The following is a 15,026-nucleotide window of genomic DNA, read 5'->3' on the forward strand; positions in this document are numbered from 1 at the left end:
ATGAATTTCGAGCCGCGGCGCCTCACCTGCTGCACCGCATCCAGCCTCTTCCTTAGCGCATCCGGGGCGAGAATAAAGCCGCCTTTCCTCCTCGACGAGGCATGATTTCGCCGTCTCGCGGCCCGATCGGCCCGAGTTTTGCGGCCGGTTTCGCCCCCTGGAATTGCCGAGGGCGCAGGTAAGGCCAGGCGCTCGTGAGCGCGCCTAGAATTTCAGCGTGGTCCGCAGCCCGAACACCGATGCGTTTCGCAGCGCCTTGCCGGCGAGCGGGCCGGACGGCAGCGTTGCGCCGCCGCCGGGATGAATGATGTATTGGAAATTCGGCTGAACCGTCCAGCCATCCCTGATTTGATATTGATAGACGGCGGTGAGCAATCCTTCAAAACTGCGGACCGGCCAATCCGGCGCGACAAGGGCCCGGTAGTCCGCGTCGAGCGCCTGGGCGCGCTTCGACACATGGGCGTAGCCCACAGCGATCCCGAACTTGTCGTCCGGACGCCGCCCGTCGAGACCGACGAACTCGACGCCACTATCGGCATAGAGATCAATCAGGTTGCGATCGGCCGGCGCGCCGGAGGCGCGAACAAAGACGCCGATGCCGCGATCGTCACTGTGAGGCACGCGATAGAGCTGCTGCTCCAAGACGGCCCAGCCGCCGATATCGCCGGACAGCAACATCGGCGCGCCGCTGCTCGCAGGCGCTGCGAGCGATACACCGTTGGACGCAAATCGCTGATCGGCGAATGTGCCCAGATGACGCCAGCCCCCGAACTTGATCTGGCCGGCAAGATTGGGATCGCCCTTCTTGTTGTTCCAGGCGTACTGAATCTGGCCCAGAAGCAGTGGCGGATCGTTGACGCGGAAATTGACGCCGTAGCGATTGCGTTGCTGGGGATCCCCCGGCCCGGGCCCCGCCTGGTCGCCGTCGAAAATTCCGCCGAGGAGGGTGAGCTGGTCGGTGACGTTGACGAGAAGCCGCGCGCCCATCGCAGCCAGCGGTGGCGACGGGCCACCGCTCGGCAGGTCGAGCGAGGTGATCGCCGGCCAGCCCATCGAGGCGTTGGTGAGGACGTCGGTGTATTTGGTGTTGAAGAATTCGCTGTCGGCCGCGAGCTGGCCGAGCTTCAGCGAGACCTTCTTCTCTCCCCACTGCTTCTCGAAATAGGCCTCGTAGAGCCGGGTCGATGGCAGCGCCTCGATCCCGCTCACGACGAAGAAATTCTGCAGATTATCGCGCGACAGGCCGCCCCCGTGGATCTGGAACATGTTGGCGTGAAAGGTCAGCTTGTCGAGGCCGGCAAGCTTGTCGAGGTCCGCATCGACGGCGAGATTCAGACGACCCTCGTAGATCGCGCCCTGCTTGACGCCGCCGGAGGTGTTGCCCAGCACCTCTCCGATGTAAGTCGCCGCGAACTTCACCCCATATTTCTGCAGCGGGTTCGCAAACAGGCCGAGGGTTTTCTCCTCAACCGTACTCTCGCCCGTATCCGGATCGGCCGGCTTGTCGTCGTCGGTCTTCTTGTCTTCCTGGGCTAAGGCCTGAACGCCCGCCAGCAGATATCCGCCAGCCACGATGGCTGCGAGAATTCGCAAAGCTGCGCTTGAGGTCGATCGAGATCCGCTCATGCATGATGAGTGGGACACGTTCGAGACACAGATTCAAGAACAACCTCTTCAGGGAACCTTACCATCCGTGTGCGAGTGTTCAAAAGTATACGCTCGTCCACAAGTGTGCCGCGATCGGTGGCGTCCGAGACAAGTCGTCCGAATTTCAATTGACATTTGTTATTATTTCAATAATCGCTGAAATATGGAAACGACAGATGCCGTCACGGCGCTCGCCGCGCTGGCGCAGGACAATCGTCTCGATGTCTACCGTTTGCTGGTTCAGGCCGGCCCCGACGGCATGACCGCAGGTGCGATCGCCGAAGCGCTGGATCTCGCGCCAAACACGTTGACGTTTCACTTCGACCGGCTGCGCATGGCCGGCCTTGCGACGGTGCGGCGCGAGGGACGCTCGATGATCTATGCGGCGCGGTTCGAGACCATGAACGCGCTGGTCGGCTTCCTCACGGAAAACTGCTGCAGCGGCGTGTCATGCGCACCCGCCCCGTCTTCGAAACCCGCGCGAAAGCGCAGCAAGACTCCAGCCTGAAAGGACAGACCATGAAGCGCCTGCACGTTCACGTGTCCGTCAACGACGTTGCGTACAAGCAGACATTGGCCTGCTGTTGAAGGTTTCGGCGATGGACGTGATCATCTACCACAACCCCGCCTGCGGCACCTCGCGCAACACGCTAGCCATGATCAGGCAAGCCGGGATCGAGCCGCACGTGATCGAATATCTCAAGACGCCGCCGTCGCGCGCGTTGTTGCAGCAGCTTGTCCTCCGCATGGGCCTCTCGGTGCGCGAGCTGCTGCGCGACAAGGGCACGCCCTATGCCGAGCTTGGGCTGGACAACGCTGACCTGACCGACGACCAGCTGCTCGACGCCATGATGGCGCATCCAATCCTGATCAACCGGCCGATCGTGGTGACGCCGATGGGCGTAAAACTCTGTCGGCCCTCCGAGGAGGTGCTGGAGCTTCTGCCGCCTCAGCACGGCGAATTCGTCAAGGAAGACGGCGAGCGTATCAGGCTGGACCGCGGCGCCTGATGACGCCGGGTCTTGCACAGCGCGCATTTGCCGAATGGCTGGGAACGGCGTTCCTGCTCGCCGCGGTGGTCGGCTCGGGCATCATGGCCCAGAGGCTTGCCGGCGGAAACGTGGCGCTGGCGCTGCTCTGCAATACGCTTCCCACCGGCGCCATCCTCGTCGTGCTGATCCTGATGTTTGCGCCCATCTCGGGCGCGCATTTCAATCCGGCGGTAACGCTGGCCTTGGCCCTGCGGGGCGAGACGGGCTGGATTGATTCGGCGATCTATATCGCTGCTCAGATATCGGGCGCGATCATCGGCGTGTGGATCGCGCATCTGATGTTCGGGCTTGCCGTCCTTCAGATTTCGCTGACGGAGCGCAGCGGCGCGGGACAATGGCTCGCCGAGGCCGTCGCAACCTTCGGCCTGCTGCTGACGATCTTTGGCGTCGCATCGAAAGCCTCGGCTGCCGTTCCCTATGCGGTCGGCCTCTACATCACATCGGCCTATTGGTTCACGGCCTCGACATCATTCGCCAATCCCGCCGTCACCATCGCCCGATCGCTGTCCGATACGTTTGCAGGCATCGCGCCGCATGGCGTGCCAGCCTTCATTTCCGCGCAGCTCATCGGGGCGATCCTCGCCCTTCCGCTTGCAAGCTGGCTGTGGGGCGGAGCAAGCGCAAAGCGCGCGGCGTGAATGATTGGAGTTTCCAAACCGCTCGTGCCGGGTATTCTGTGACTGATCGCATGAATGTCAGGGACCAGCGTGACGCAACCTCGCAGCCGCAATATCGACCACTGCACCCGGCCCTGAGGCATCAGGCCGGATGAACGATTTCGCGCGATCCATCGTTGCCGCATTCACGCTGATCGGTGAAGGCGATCCCGAGCTTCTCGGCATCGTCGCACTGTCGGTGCGCGTCAGCCTGACAGCCGGCATGATCGCGCTGCTGATCGGTGCGCCGTTCGGCGCTTTGCTGGCGATCACGCGCTTTCGCGGCCGACAGGTTATTATCGTGCTGACCAACGCGCTGCTCGGCCTGCCGCCGGTCGTGGTCGGGCTCGCGCTTTATCTTCTGCTGTCGCGCTCCGGCCCGCTCGGCGCTGCCGGCCTGCTATTCACGCCCACAGCCATGGTGATCGCGCAGACGCTGCTGGCAACGCCAATCGTGGTTGCGCTGGTGCACCGGCCCGCAAGCCTGCTATGGGCCGAATATGGCGACCTCGCGCGGATCGACGGGCTCTCGACGCTGCGCAGCATCGGCCTGTTGTTCGCGCTCGGCCGGACCTCGCTGCTGACGGCCTTCCTCGCCGCGTTCGGACGTGCCATCGCCGAGGTCGGCGCCATCATCATCGTCGGCGGCAACATAAGCGGCTTTACCCGCACGATGACGACGGCGATTGCGCTGGAGACCAGCAAGGGCGACCTGCCGCTGGCGCTCGGCCTAGGCTTGATCCTGCTCGCGCTCAGCGTCGCCGTGTCGACCGTTGCCTTCCTGCTAGTGGGACGCGTTGGGGAAAAATAGCTGCTCGCCGCCGACCTTGTATCCGGCGATCGCATCCTGTCCCCTCGGCGAGATCAGCCAGTCGATAAAGGCCTGCCCGTCCTTGGCCTTGACGTTGGGATGCTTGTCCGGGTTGACCAGCATGACGCCGTACTGGTTGAACAGCCGCTTGTCGCCCTCGGTCAGGATCGCAAGCTCGCCTCTGTTCTTGAACGACAGCCAGGTGCCGCGGTCTGAGAGCAGATAGGCATTCGACGAGGATGCCATGTTCAGCGCCGGGCCCATGCCCTGGCCGATCTCGCGATACCAGCTGTCCTTGCCGGTGGCCGGCTCGATGCCCGCTTCTTTCCACAGCCGCAGCTCGGCGGCATGCGTGCCGGACTTGTCGCCGCGCGAGATGAACGTGGCTTTCGCAGCTGCGATCTTGCGCAGCGCGTCGGCGACGTCCTTGTCGCCCGCGATCCTTGCGGGGTCGCGGTTCGGGCCGACGATGATGAAATCATTGTACATGAGGTCGAAGCGCTTCACGCCGTGCCCTTCCGACATGAACTTGTCTTCGGCCGGCCTGTCATGGACGAACACCACATCGGCATCACCGCGCCGGCCGATATCGAGCGCCTGGCCGGTGCCGACCGCAACGACCTTCACCTGGATTCCCTCCGCCCTCGTAAACAGCGGCAGCAGATAACCGAACAAGCCGGACTGCTCCGTCGACGTCGTCGAGGCCACGGTGATGCTGCCGGCCTGCGCCCATGCGCATGTCGACCAGATCAGAGCCGCTGCGACGGCGGCAAGCTTCTTCATGACATCGTCCTCACTTCCAGATGATTCCCATTAAACGGAGAGGATGACGCCGGAAAGCCCGACATTGGGCTCCTGCGGCACATCCTTCGAGACGCCCGCCTCCGGCGGGCCCTCAGGATGAGGGCGGAGTGCCTGGCAGCAGCGTTGGCGGGCGCTTCACGCCTGCGTCACGACGGTTGAACCTCGCGTGATCAGTCCCGCGATCACGTAGCAGCGCGGAATATCGCACGTTCCGAACGATCCCTAGGGATAGAACAGTTTGGAGTCTCCCATGGCAAAGACGAACATCATCACCGCCTTCCGGATCATGGTGTCGCTCGCGATCGCGGGCCCGGCGCAGGCCTGGCCCGGACAGTCCTCAAGCATCGACTGCGCCTGGGGCGGCGAAGCCACGGACTGTGAGGCACTGACCATGGCGCCGCTCCGCAAGCATGCGCTGGCGCATCCGCACGGCCGCAAAGCGGAGCACGCTGTCATGCCGTTTGCGTCGTCGCATCTGCCAGATCACGACGCGGATCCGCTTGCATCGATGCATTTCGAATGAACGGAATGGCGTGCGGGGCTGTGCAGATGTTCTGCAATTGGTCCCGCCTCAATTGACAGGGGTGTGACGGCCGGGGCAGTTTTTCACATTGCTGGCGAATCAGCTGAAGCCCACGGCCCTGAGTACCACTTGGACAACTCCCAGTGCTTTCGAGACTGATATCGTTGCTAAGCCGCATTCCCGCGGTGAAATGGGCCTTCAACCGGCTTCGGCCCGCGCCGCAGGGCGGCAGCATCGAGTTGACGCCGAGCGCTGCGGATGAGCAGCCGATCGTTACCGCGATCGATGAAGCCGCTCCGACCGTCGAGACGAACGTCAGCGAGGATCCATCCCTGCAGACGTTGGCCGAAGCCGCGCCCGAACCCATCAGCAGCGATCCGCCGGTGGAACTCGTAGCGAGCGTTGAGCTCGACGTCGTGGAAGAGGCCTCATCCGCCGAGGTCGAAGCCGTCGATGCTCCCGAGCCTGTCGTCAGCAGCGACCTGCCCGTAGAATTGCTGGCGCACGCCGAACCCGTGGAAGAGGCGCAGACCTCATCCGCCGAGGTCGAAGCGATCGAACCGCGAGAGCCTGTCATCAGCAGCGATGCATCGTCGGACGATGATGCGGAGGTTGCGCCCGATGTTGCAGAGCAGGTCTTTATGTCTCCGGTCGAGGTCGAGACCGTTCCGGTCGAGGCCTCCGAGCCGATCGTTGAACACGCCCCCGTATCCATCGCTTCCGAGGAGATCGAAGCCGTCGACGCGACGCCCGCCGTCGTGGTCGACATCGCGGCGCCTGCCGTCACCGAGGTCAGGATCGACAACGAGCCCGCTCGTGACGTCGTGATGGAGATCGAGCCGCTCGTCGCAGCCGATCCCGCACCCATCGCGGCCGACGTCGCTGAGAAGACGATCGCCGACGCACCCGTCGTCGCCGCAGAGGTCGAGCCGCCTCCGGCGCCGGCTGCGAAGAAGCCTCGCGCGAAGGTCGTCGAGCCTGCCGATCGCACCGCGCTGATCCGGCAACGTTGGGCCGAGACCGGCATCAGGATGTGGAATCCGCGGCTGCACGGCACCGGCGATGCAACGCTCAACATCCAGGGCCGCATCGGACTGCTGCCGCCCGAGCCGGGCGGGACCATGCCACGCTACGACAAGCTCGAATTCAAGATGCTCGGCGGGCAGATCGTGTGCGAAGGCGTCATTGTCGAGGCGCCCGTGCAGGCCGGCCAGCGCAGCTTTACCCGGCTCGCCGAACCGCGCAGCGCCGATCGCAGCCGTGAGCCAGTGCGGGAACGCCAGGCCGCGCTCGCCTGATCCTTACGAAGCGATCGCGCGACGAGCATCGGAGATGCGGTGCGCGCTCACGGGATCGGGTAGTCTTTCCAGAGCCATTCTAGCGCCGAGGGCAGCGTTTGCGCGATGGTCGGACGATCGACGTGCTTGGCGTTGCGTACGAACAGGAACTGGTAGTGATAGCCCTTCTCCGCCAGCACTTTCGCCATCAATTCATTAGATAAAGTCCAGTCGTGCATGCCGTCGGGAATGGTGGGATTGGGATAGAATAGATCCTGATCGGCGCCAAAGAACCAGAAGCGGATCGGCTTGATCGGCGCGGCAACGATCAGCGGCACGCCGGGCGGATCGGCCGGCGTCAGCACGCCCGCCTTCGAAATGAGATTGGGCGTGGCCGGCCCGGCCCAGGCGCTATGATATTCCCAGGCGCCACCGCGCAGTGACGGATCATGCGGCCATTGCTGATTGACCATAGTCGGCGAAAACGCCAGCACGCGTTGATATCGATCGGGATAGAACCAGGCCATGGTGAAGGCCGCAGCGCCGCTCGAGCTCAGGCCCATAGTGGCGCGCCCGTCGGGATTCTTCGTCAGCCTAACGTCCGCGTTCTTCTCGACCAGCGGCAGCACCTCGCGCTCGATGAAATCCGTGTAGGTGCCCGACACTGCATCGTATTCGCGGCCGCGCTGGCTGCCCTGCGCATCCTGCCCGCCATTGCCAACCTGGATCGCGATCATCGGCGGCACCCGGCGCTGGGCGATCAAATTGTCGAGCGTGGTGACGAGATCCTTGTACGCATTGGAGCCGCCGTCGCCGACCACGATGAACGGCGCCTCGGTGCCGCGCACATATTGCGCTGGAACATAGACGTCGATGGTGCGCGACCAGATGCCGGGATGGCTGGTGGTGACGATCATGTTCGACTTGTCATCGGGCGCGGTCACGGTCGTCATAATCGAGGAGTTGGTGCAGCCGGCGACGTCGTCACGGATCAGGCCCGGATTGTAGACGGTGCTCTCTTTCGACGAGAGCGTGAAGGACTTTGTCGTACCGCGCGGCACGCCCTCCTTCGCGATGGTCTCGGGCGCGGGATTGTGGGTGGGGCCGATGATGAAATTGCCCTCGGCGCCGGGCGACGGCAGCGTCCCATCAGGCAGCTCGGTCGCGCGAGGGTAGTTGGGATTGGAGGGATCGCGCGTCGGCGGCGCGGTCTTAAAATCGAGACCGGTGGTGTCGATGAAGAAGGGCGCGACCTTATCGGTGGTGTTGGCGCCCTGCGGCACGGCCATGTTCTGGGTCACGCAGGCTGGCTGCGCGAAGCCGATCGAAGCGTAGGAGACGACGGAAATCAGCGTCCCCGCGAGGACGGAGAATGATCTGGTCATGTAAGCTCCCGGTGCTGACGGGTCTTGCTGGGCCCGTCTTGAAGGAAAGTATGGCCGGCCCCTCGCACATGGTCAACGCGATGAGGTGTTCGTCAAGCTGACCGCTGCGCTCCAGGCCCCGAGTAAACGACAGCGCGCCGCGGTCGGTCGGCGATAATCGCCGCGACATCGGCCCGCGCCGCGCGGCCGAATACGCCATGGTTAGCAGACCGTAGCCGCTATCGATGTCGGACGATCCGTCACGCCAGACGCGGATCGCTTTCGCCGCGCATCCTTAATATCGCCTGACCAATGCACGCGCCCTGCCGGTCGGAAAGGGACACGCAACCAGAACGAGAGTTCCCGAAGAGAACCAATCTAACGCGCTCTTTACCCCGGCCGTGCAAGATCATCTTCGTTTTTGAAGGGTTTTGGGGCGCGTATTGCTATGCCTGCCGTCGATTTGAAAGCCTATTTCGCCGCCGCGACGAGGCTGTTTCGCGTGTCTGACGACCCGGGCCTGACGCGCGCGTAGTTCGACGCTTTCTCCAAGCAGATCCCGCTGCTCTACTTCATCCTGATCAGCAACACGATCGCGGTGGCCTATAATACGTCAACGTCGCCCCGGACTGGCTGACGATGATCGTGCCGAGCCTGCTGACCGTGCTCGCCGCGCTTCGGAGCTTGTGGTGGCTGCGCCAGCGCCATCTCCTGCGCAGCGATGCCGACATCCTGCGCAATCTGCGCGCCACCAATTGGATGGCCCTGCCGATCGGCGCCGGCTTCACCGCCTGGTCGTTCGCGCTCTACCCCTACGGCGATCCCTCGGCTGCATCTTCTCGCTGATGCATCTGCGCTCGGCAGGGTTGATCGTGACGCTCGTCGTTGACGTACCCTATGTGCTGTTCTTCTGGGCCACGGGCGAACCGACGCTGAAGGCGATCGCGGTCAACAACCTCCTGGTCTCCGGCGCCATGGTGACGGTGCTGTTCATCTATTATCACGACTTCGCCGATCTCGTCGCCAGCCGCAAATCGCTGCTGGTGCAGCAGGCGGCGACGCAGGAGCTGTCGGACGAGAACTTCCGTCTCGCCAATCTGGATTCCCTCACGGAGCTGCCGAACCGCCGCTGCTTCTTCGCCGAGCTGTCGAGCGCCTTCAGTGACGCCGAGCGCAGGCACGTGAGCGTTGCGGTCGGCATCATCGACCTCGACGGCTTCAAGCCGATCGACGACAATTACGGCCATTCGGTCGGCGACCGCGTGTTGATCGAGGCCGGCCGTCGCATCCGCGATGTCTGCGAAGGCTTCGGCCCGCAGCGGGTGGAGTTCGCCCGCCTCGGCGGCGACGAGTTCGGTCTCGTCATCTGCGGCGACACCGAGGATGCCGACCTCGAGCGGCTCGGCGAACGCATCTGCGAGCTGGTCAAGCTGCCCTACCAGCTCGACACCGCCCATACCGGCCTGTCGTGCTCGATCGGCTTTGCACTCTACCCGCGCTCGGCGCCGACGGCGAAAGCGCTGTATGAATGCGCCGATTATTCGCTCTACCACGCCAAGCGTCATCTGCGCGGCCGTACCGTGATCTTCTCGAGCGAGCACGAGGCCGAGATCCGCAGCCGCGGCGTGATCGAGACCCTGCTCCGCACGGCCGATTTCAGCGCCGAGATGGACCTGATGTTCCAGCCGATCGTCGACGCCATGAGCGAGCATACCGCGGGCTTCGAGGCGCTGGCGCGCTGGCAGAGTCCCCGCCTCGGCCGGGTCTCGCCGGCCGACTTCATCCCCGCCGCCGAGCGCATCGGCCTGATCCGGCCGCTGACGCAGGCGCTGCTGGTGCGCGCGCTCGCGGCCGCCGGGACCTGGCCGGACCATACCCGTCTGTCGTTCAACCTCTCGGCCCACGACATCTGCGCGCCCGACGGCATCCTGCCGCTGATCGCCATCATCGAGAACAGCGGCGTGCCGCCGCGCCGGCTCGACTTCGAGATCACCGAGACCGCCGTGACCTTCGACTTCGCGCGCGCCAAACAGTCGATCGCGGCGCTGAAGGCGATGGGCTGCGGCATTTCGCTGGATGATTTCGGCACCGGCTATTCCTCGCTGAGCCACGTGCATCGCCTGCCGCTGGACAAGCCCAAGATCGACCGCAGCTTCGTCGCCGACATCAACGACAATCCCGTAAGCCACAAGATCATCAAATCGCTGACCGGCCTGTGCGACGACATGGAGATCGCCTGCGTGGTCGAGGGTGTCGAAACCCGCGCCCAGCTCGATGCCTTGCGCCGCCTCGGCTGCGACTTCGTGCAGGGCTATTACTTCGCAAAGCCTATGCCGGGCGCGGCGATCGGGGACTATCTCGCCAACGAGCGCGAGCGGCTGGACCATGGCGCAACCAAGGTCGTGGCCTGAGGCAGATTGGCCCCTTGGCTACTTCGAAAGGCTCGGCAGATCGAGCCCCTTGTCACGGGCGCAATCGATCGCGATGTCGTAGCCCGCATCCGCATGGCGCATGACGCCGGAAGCCGGATCGTTCCAGAGCACGCGCTCGATGCGTTTGGCGGCCTCCGGCGTGCCGTCGGCGACGATCACCATGCCGGCGTGCTGGGAATAGCCGATGCCGACGCCGCCGCCGTGATGCAGCGAGACCCAGGTCGCACCGCTGGCGCAATTGAGCAGCGCGTTCAGTAGCGGCCAGTCGGACACCGCGTCCGAGCCGTCCTTCATCGCTTCGGTCTCGCGGTTGGGGCTTGCCACCGAGCCGCTGTCGAGATGATCGCGGCCGATCGCGACAGGCGCCTTCAACTCGCCGCGCGCGACCATCTCGTTGAAGGCAAGGCCCAGGCGATGACGATCGCCGAGACCGACCCAGCAGATCCGCGCCGGCAGGCCCTGGAACTTGATGCGCGCCTTGGCCATGTCGAGCCAATTGTGCAGATGCTTGTCGTGGGGCATCAGCTCTTTCACTTTGGCATCTGTCTTGAAGATGTCCTCAGGGTCGCCTGACAGCGCGGCCCAACGGAACGGCCCGACGCCGCGGCAGAACAGCGGGCGGATATAGGCGGGCACGAAGCCAGGGAAATCGAACGCGTTTGTCAGGCCCATGTCCTGCGCCATCTGGCGGATGTTGTTGCCATAGTCGAGCGTCGGAATGCCCTGCGCATGGAAATCCAGCATGGCCTGGACATGCTCGACCATCGAGGCTTTTGAGGCGCGTTCCACGCCCTTCGGATCGGAGGCGCGCTTGGCCTCCCAATCGGCAAGCGTCCAGCCCTTCGGCAGATAGCCGTTGATCGGATCGTGCGCACTGGTCTGGTCGGTGACGATGTCGGGCTTGACGCCGCGGCGGACCAGCTCCGGGAAGATCTCGGCGGCATTGCCGAGCAGACCGACCGAGACGGCCTTCTTCGTCTTTGCGGCGTCCGCCATGAGTGCGAGCGCTTCGTCGAGCGTCGCCGCCTGGCGATCGAGATAGCCGGTGCGCAGCCGCATCTCAATGCGGCTCGGCTGGCATTCGACCGCGAGCATCGAGGCGCCGGCCATGGTCGCCGCCAGCGGCTGCGCGCCGCCCATGCCGCCGAGGCCGGCGGTCAAGATCCATTTGCCCGCAAGGCTGCCGCCATAATGGCGACGACCGACCTCGACGAAGGTCTCGTAGGTGCCCTGCACAATGCCCTGGCTGCCGATATAGATCCAGGAGCCCGCGGTCATCTGGCCGTACATCATCAGGCCCTGGCGATCGAGCTCGTTGAAATGATCGAGCGTCGCCCAATGTGGCACGATGTTGGAGTTCGCGATCAGCACGCGCGGCGCATCGGCATGGGTGCGGAAGATGCCGACCGGCTTGCCGGATTGCACCAGCAGGGTCTGGTCGTTCTCGAGCTTGCGCAGCGCGGCCGTGATGCGGTCAAAACTCTCCCAGTCGCGCGCGGCGCGGCCGATGCCGCCATAGACGACGAGCTCGCTCGGGCGCTCGGCGACATCAGGATCGAGATTGTTCATGAGCATGCGCAGCGGTGCTTCCGTCAGCCAGCTCTTGGCGCTGATCTCGCTACCGCGGGGAGCGCGAATGGTGCGGTCGTTGTCCAGTCGGCGGTTCATGCGGAACACCCCTTAGTCGAGTCTTGGAAACGGATCAGATGAGAGCGCAGTGAGCGCGATGGCTGGCAGCGCATCGGCCTCGATGAACGCCGCGGCCTTGGCGAGATCGCCGGCCATGTAGCGGTCGGCGCCGAGCGCGGGCACCTGCTCGCGAAGCTTGTCGATGACCGCCACAAGCGGCGCGCTGGTCGCGTGCGGCGCGCGCAGCGTGATGCCCTGGGCGGCGACCAGAAGCTCGATGCCGAGGATGGAGGCGAGATTGTCGGCCATGTCCGACAGTCGTCGCGCGGCATGCGCGGCCATCGAAACGTGGTCTTCCTGGTTGGCGCTGGTTGGCGTCGAATCGATCGAGCAGGCTGCGGCACGCTGCTTGTTCTCAGCATAGAGCGCGGCCGCCGTGACCTCGGCGATCATGAAGCCGGAATTGATGCCGGGATCCGGGGTGAGGAATGGCGGCAGGCCGAAATTGAGCGCGGGATCGACCAGGGTTGCGATGCGTCGTTCGCTGATCGCGCCGATCTCCGACAGCGCCAGCGCGATCGTATCGGCGGCGAAGGCGACTGGCTCGGCGTGGAAATTTCCTCCTGAGACGATCTCACCGGTCTCGACCAGTACCAAGGGATTGTCGGTCACCGCGTTGGCCTCGACGATCAGCGTGCGCGCAGCCTGCGTGATCAGATCGAGCGCGGCGCCGGCGACCTGCGGCTGGCAGCGCAGGCAATAGGGATCCTGCACGCGCTCGTCGCCTTCGAGATGCGACAGGCGGATGTCGCTGCCGTCGAGCAGCGCCGTCAGCGTCGCGGCCGCAGCGATCTGGCCGGGAAGACCGCGCAGCGCCTGGATCTCGGGGCGGAACGGCGCGGTCGAGGCCATGGCGGCATCGACCGACAGCGCACCGGTGACCAGTGCCGCACGGGCGAGACGAAATGCACGCAGCACGCCTGATACGGCATAAGCAGTCGAGAATTGCGTGCCATTGATCAGCGCGAGGCCCTCCTTGGGGCCGAGCGTCAGTGGCACAAGGCCGGCGGCAGCGAGTGCCTCGCCCCCTGACATTATCTTGCCGTCGACGATCGCCTGCCCCTCGCCGATCATCACCGCGGTCATATGCGCAAGCGGCGCGAGATCGCCGGAGGCGCCGACCGAGCCCTGTTGTGGCACCAGCGGATAGACGCGTCGCGCCAGCATGGCCTGCAATTGCTCGATCACCGCGCCGCGCACGCCGGAGGCTCCGCGCCCGAGCGAGACGATTTTCAGCGCCATCATCAACCGCACGATCGGCTCCGGAGTTGCAGGGCCGATCCCACAGCAATGCGAAACAATGAGATTGCGCTGGAGCAGCGCGGTCTGATCAGGCGGAATCCGCTTCGAAGCAAGCTTGCCGAAACCGGTGTTGATGCCATAGACGGGCGTCGTAGCCTCAGCTGCCTTTGCGACGATCTTCGCCGCCGCCGCGACGCGCGGCCAGAATGAGGGGTCGAGCACGACGGGCGCTCCCGCAAGCACGCGCGCGAGATCATCGAGCCTGACCTCTCCGGGTTTGACGACGATCGCGGCGTTCGGCTCCGTCATTGCCCCCTCCACACCCGCCGGTGCAGCGGATTAAATCCGATGCGGTAGACCAGCTCGGCGGGCCGCTCAATGTCCCAGATCGCGAGGTCGCACAATTTGCCGGCTTCGAGCGTGCCGGTCTCATGGAGCACGCCGAGCGCCCGCGCGCCTTCGCGGGTGACGCCGGCGAGGCATTCGGCGATAGTCATCCGGAACAGCGTGGCGCCCATGTTCATGGCGAGCAGCAGCGAGGTCAGCGGCGAGCTGCCGGGATTGCTGTCGGTCGCAAGCGCCATGGCAACGCCGTGCTTGCGGAACGCCTCCACCGGCGGCTTTTGCGTCTCGCGGATGAAGTAGAACGCGCCAGGCAGGAGGACGGCGACCGTTCCGGCCTTCACCATCGCGGCAGCGCCGGCTTCGTCGGTATGCTCGAGATGATCGGCCGACAACGCAGAGAATTTGGCAGCGAGCGCAGCGCCGCCGAGATTCGAGAGTTGATCGGCGTGCAACTTCACCGGCAGACCCAGCCCTCGCGCTGCCTCGAATACCCGCGCCGTCTGCTCGGCCGAGAACGCGATACCCTCCATGAAAGCATCGACGGCATCGGCGAGGCCTGCCTCTGCGACGGCCGGCAGCATCTCCTTACAGACGCGATCGATGTAGCGATCCTTGTCACCATCGGCCTCCACCGGCAGCGCGTGCGCGCCGAGAAACGATGTGCAGATCGTAACTTTCCGCCGGCGGCCGAGGCTGCGCGCAGCAGAAAGCTGGCGCATCTCGGTCTCCGTATCGAGGCCATAGCCGGACTTGATCTCAACCGTGGTTGCGCCCTCACCGATCAATGCATCCAGCCGCGGCAATGCGCTCGCGACAAGCTCGGCCTCACTCGCCTTGCGGGTCGCGGCGACGGTCGAGACGATGCCGCCGCCGGCGCGCGCGATCTCCTCGTAGCTTGCGCCCTTCAGGCGCAGTTCGAATTCATGCGCACGGTTGCCGCCGTAGACCAGATGGGTGTGGCAATCGACGAGGCCTGGCGTGATCCAGCGCCCCTCGCAGTCGATCCACTGGATGGCGTCGGCATCGCCAGGAAAATCCGCCGCTGCGCCGGCATAGACGATGTGGCCGTCGCGTATCGCGATGACGCCTTGCTCGATCTCGCCGAGATCGGGACGATCCGCCCGCATGGTGGCGAGCCGGGCGTTATGCCAGATCCGGTCGAAGCGCTCTGCCATGCCACTGTC

General features: G+C 64.7%; 12 protein-coding genes and 1 pseudogene. 7 read left to right on the top strand and 6 right to left on the bottom strand.

Annotated elements, in window-relative coordinates; all coding sequences use genetic code 11:
* Nucleotides 1-204 precede the first annotated feature (204 nt).
* Nucleotides 205-1,626 (bottom strand): carbohydrate porin, encoded by a 1,422-nt coding sequence (locus XH80_RS28745; protein WP_271601473.1) that lies wholly within the window; start codon nucleotides 1,624-1,626, stop codon nucleotides 205-207.
* Between the two features lie 184 nt (nucleotides 1,627-1,810).
* Here XH80_RS28745 and XH80_RS28750 point away from each other — a divergent pair, with 184 nt between their 5' ends.
* The 4 genes from XH80_RS28750 to XH80_RS28765 all read left to right on the top strand — a co-directional run bounded on the left by XH80_RS28750 (nucleotide 1,811) and on the right by XH80_RS28765 (nucleotide 4,166).
* Nucleotides 1,811-2,155 carry an ArsR/SmtB family transcription factor gene (locus tag XH80_RS28750; RefSeq protein ID WP_271601474.1) on the top strand — a complete coding sequence of 115 codons (345 nt, stop codon included), beginning with the start codon at nucleotides 1,811-1,813 and terminating at the stop codon, nucleotides 2,153-2,155.
* 91 nt (nucleotides 2,156-2,246) lie between these two features.
* Nucleotides 2,247-2,657 carry an arsenate reductase (glutaredoxin) gene (gene arsC / locus XH80_RS28755; RefSeq protein ID WP_271601475.1) on the top strand — a complete coding sequence of 137 codons (411 nt, stop codon included), beginning with the start codon at nucleotides 2,247-2,249 and terminating at the stop codon, nucleotides 2,655-2,657.
* The gene (locus XH80_RS28760) at nucleotides 2,657-3,337 is read left to right on the top strand and encodes an aquaporin (RefSeq protein ID WP_271601476.1); all 681 of its coding nucleotides are present in this window, start codon (nucleotides 2,657-2,659) and stop codon (nucleotides 3,335-3,337) included. Before arsC ends, XH80_RS28760 begins: the two co-directional genes overlap by 1 nt.
* Nucleotides 3,338-3,467: 130 nt before the next feature.
* Entirely contained in the window at nucleotides 3,468-4,166 is a 699-nt protein-coding gene (locus XH80_RS28765) for an ABC transporter permease (RefSeq protein WP_271601477.1), read from the top strand.
* Here XH80_RS28765 and XH80_RS28770 read toward each other — a convergent pair.
* On the bottom strand, nucleotides 4,140-4,949 hold the full coding sequence (locus tag XH80_RS28770; protein ID WP_271601478.1) for an extracellular solute-binding protein: 810 nt from the start codon (nucleotides 4,947-4,949) through the stop codon (nucleotides 4,140-4,142). The genes XH80_RS28765 and XH80_RS28770 overlap by 27 nt on opposite strands.
* Before the next feature lie 271 nt (nucleotides 4,950-5,220).
* Between XH80_RS28770 and XH80_RS28775 the strand changes: the two genes are divergently transcribed.
* Together XH80_RS28775 and XH80_RS28780 are read left to right on the top strand one after the other, a co-directional pair.
* On the top strand, nucleotides 5,221-5,493 hold the full coding sequence (locus XH80_RS28775; protein ID WP_271601479.1) for a hypothetical protein: 273 nt from the start codon (nucleotides 5,221-5,223) through the stop codon (nucleotides 5,491-5,493).
* 143 nt (nucleotides 5,494-5,636) lie between these two features.
* Nucleotides 5,637-6,791, top strand: a complete 1,155-nt coding sequence (locus XH80_RS28780) for a hypothetical protein (RefSeq protein WP_271601480.1) — start codon at nucleotides 5,637-5,639, stop codon at nucleotides 6,789-6,791.
* A 47-nt stretch (nucleotides 6,792-6,838) separates the two neighbouring features.
* Here XH80_RS28780 and XH80_RS28785 read toward each other — a convergent pair whose 3' ends face one another.
* Nucleotides 6,839-8,155, bottom strand: a complete 1,317-nt coding sequence (locus tag XH80_RS28785; RefSeq protein WP_271601481.1) for an alpha/beta hydrolase — start codon at nucleotides 8,153-8,155, stop codon at nucleotides 6,839-6,841.
* A 427-nt stretch (nucleotides 8,156-8,582) separates the two neighbouring features.
* Between XH80_RS28785 and XH80_RS28790 the strand changes: the two are divergent.
* A pseudogene (locus XH80_RS28790) lies at nucleotides 8,583-10,545 on the top strand (putative bifunctional diguanylate cyclase/phosphodiesterase).
* An 18-nt stretch (nucleotides 10,546-10,563) separates the two neighbouring features.
* Here the strand turns inward: XH80_RS28790 and hutU are convergent.
* Genes hutU through hutI form a run of 3 tightly spaced genes read right to left on the bottom strand, consistent with a single transcriptional unit; the run spans nucleotide 10,564 to nucleotide 15,017 of the window.
* Nucleotides 10,564-12,234 carry a urocanate hydratase gene (gene hutU / locus XH80_RS28795; protein WP_271601482.1) on the bottom strand — a complete coding sequence of 557 codons (1,671 nt, stop codon included), beginning with the start codon at nucleotides 12,232-12,234 and terminating at the stop codon, nucleotides 10,564-10,566.
* Nucleotides 12,235-12,246: 12 nt separating this feature from the next.
* Nucleotides 12,247-13,806, bottom strand: a complete 1,560-nt coding sequence (hutH, locus tag XH80_RS28800) for a histidine ammonia-lyase (protein WP_271601483.1) — start codon at nucleotides 13,804-13,806, stop codon at nucleotides 12,247-12,249.
* Nucleotides 13,803-15,017 carry an imidazolonepropionase gene (gene hutI, locus XH80_RS28805; RefSeq protein WP_271601484.1) on the bottom strand — a complete coding sequence of 405 codons (1,215 nt, stop codon included), beginning with the start codon at nucleotides 15,015-15,017 and terminating at the stop codon, nucleotides 13,803-13,805. Before hutI ends, hutH begins: the two co-directional genes overlap by 4 nt.
* Between the last annotated feature and the right edge of the window lie 9 nt (nucleotides 15,018-15,026).

Source organism: Bradyrhizobium sp. CCBAU 45384 (assembly GCF_028128665.1).
Classification (GTDB): Bacteria; Pseudomonadota; Alphaproteobacteria; order Rhizobiales; family Xanthobacteraceae; genus Bradyrhizobium; species Bradyrhizobium manausense.

What these genes read in the sequence shown, in the direction of transcription:
- XH80_RS28745 (WP_271601473.1), bottom strand. Translation starts at nt 1,626, where the DNA reads ATGAGCGGATCTCGATCGACCTCAAGCGCAGCTTTGCGAATTCTCGCA.
- XH80_RS28750 (WP_271601474.1), top strand. Translation starts at nt 1,811, where the DNA reads ATGGAAACGACAGATGCCGTCACGGCGCTCGCCGCGCTGGCGCAGGAC.
- arsC (WP_271601475.1), top strand. Translation starts at nt 2,247, where the DNA reads ATGGACGTGATCATCTACCACAACCCCGCCTGCGGCACCTCGCGCAAC.
- XH80_RS28760 (WP_271601476.1), top strand. Translation starts at nt 2,657, where the DNA reads ATGACGCCGGGTCTTGCACAGCGCGCATTTGCCGAATGGCTGGGAACG.
- XH80_RS28765 (WP_271601477.1), top strand. Translation starts at nt 3,468, where the DNA reads ATGAACGATTTCGCGCGATCCATCGTTGCCGCATTCACGCTGATCGGT.
- XH80_RS28770 (WP_271601478.1), bottom strand. Translation starts at nt 4,949, where the DNA reads ATGAAGAAGCTTGCCGCCGTCGCAGCGGCTCTGATCTGGTCGACATGC.
- XH80_RS28775 (WP_271601479.1), top strand. Translation starts at nt 5,221, where the DNA reads ATGGCAAAGACGAACATCATCACCGCCTTCCGGATCATGGTGTCGCTC.
- XH80_RS28785 (WP_271601481.1), bottom strand. Translation starts at nt 8,155, where the DNA reads ATGACCAGATCATTCTCCGTCCTCGCGGGGACGCTGATTTCCGTCGTC.
- hutU (WP_271601482.1), bottom strand. Translation starts at nt 12,234, where the DNA reads ATGAACCGCCGACTGGACAACGACCGCACCATTCGCGCTCCCCGCGGT.
- hutH (WP_271601483.1), bottom strand. Translation starts at nt 13,806, where the DNA reads ATGACGGAGCCGAACGCCGCGATCGTCGTCAAACCCGGAGAGGTCAGG.
- hutI (WP_271601484.1), bottom strand. Translation starts at nt 15,017, where the DNA reads ATGGCAGAGCGCTTCGACCGGATCTGGCATAACGCCCGGCTCGCCACC.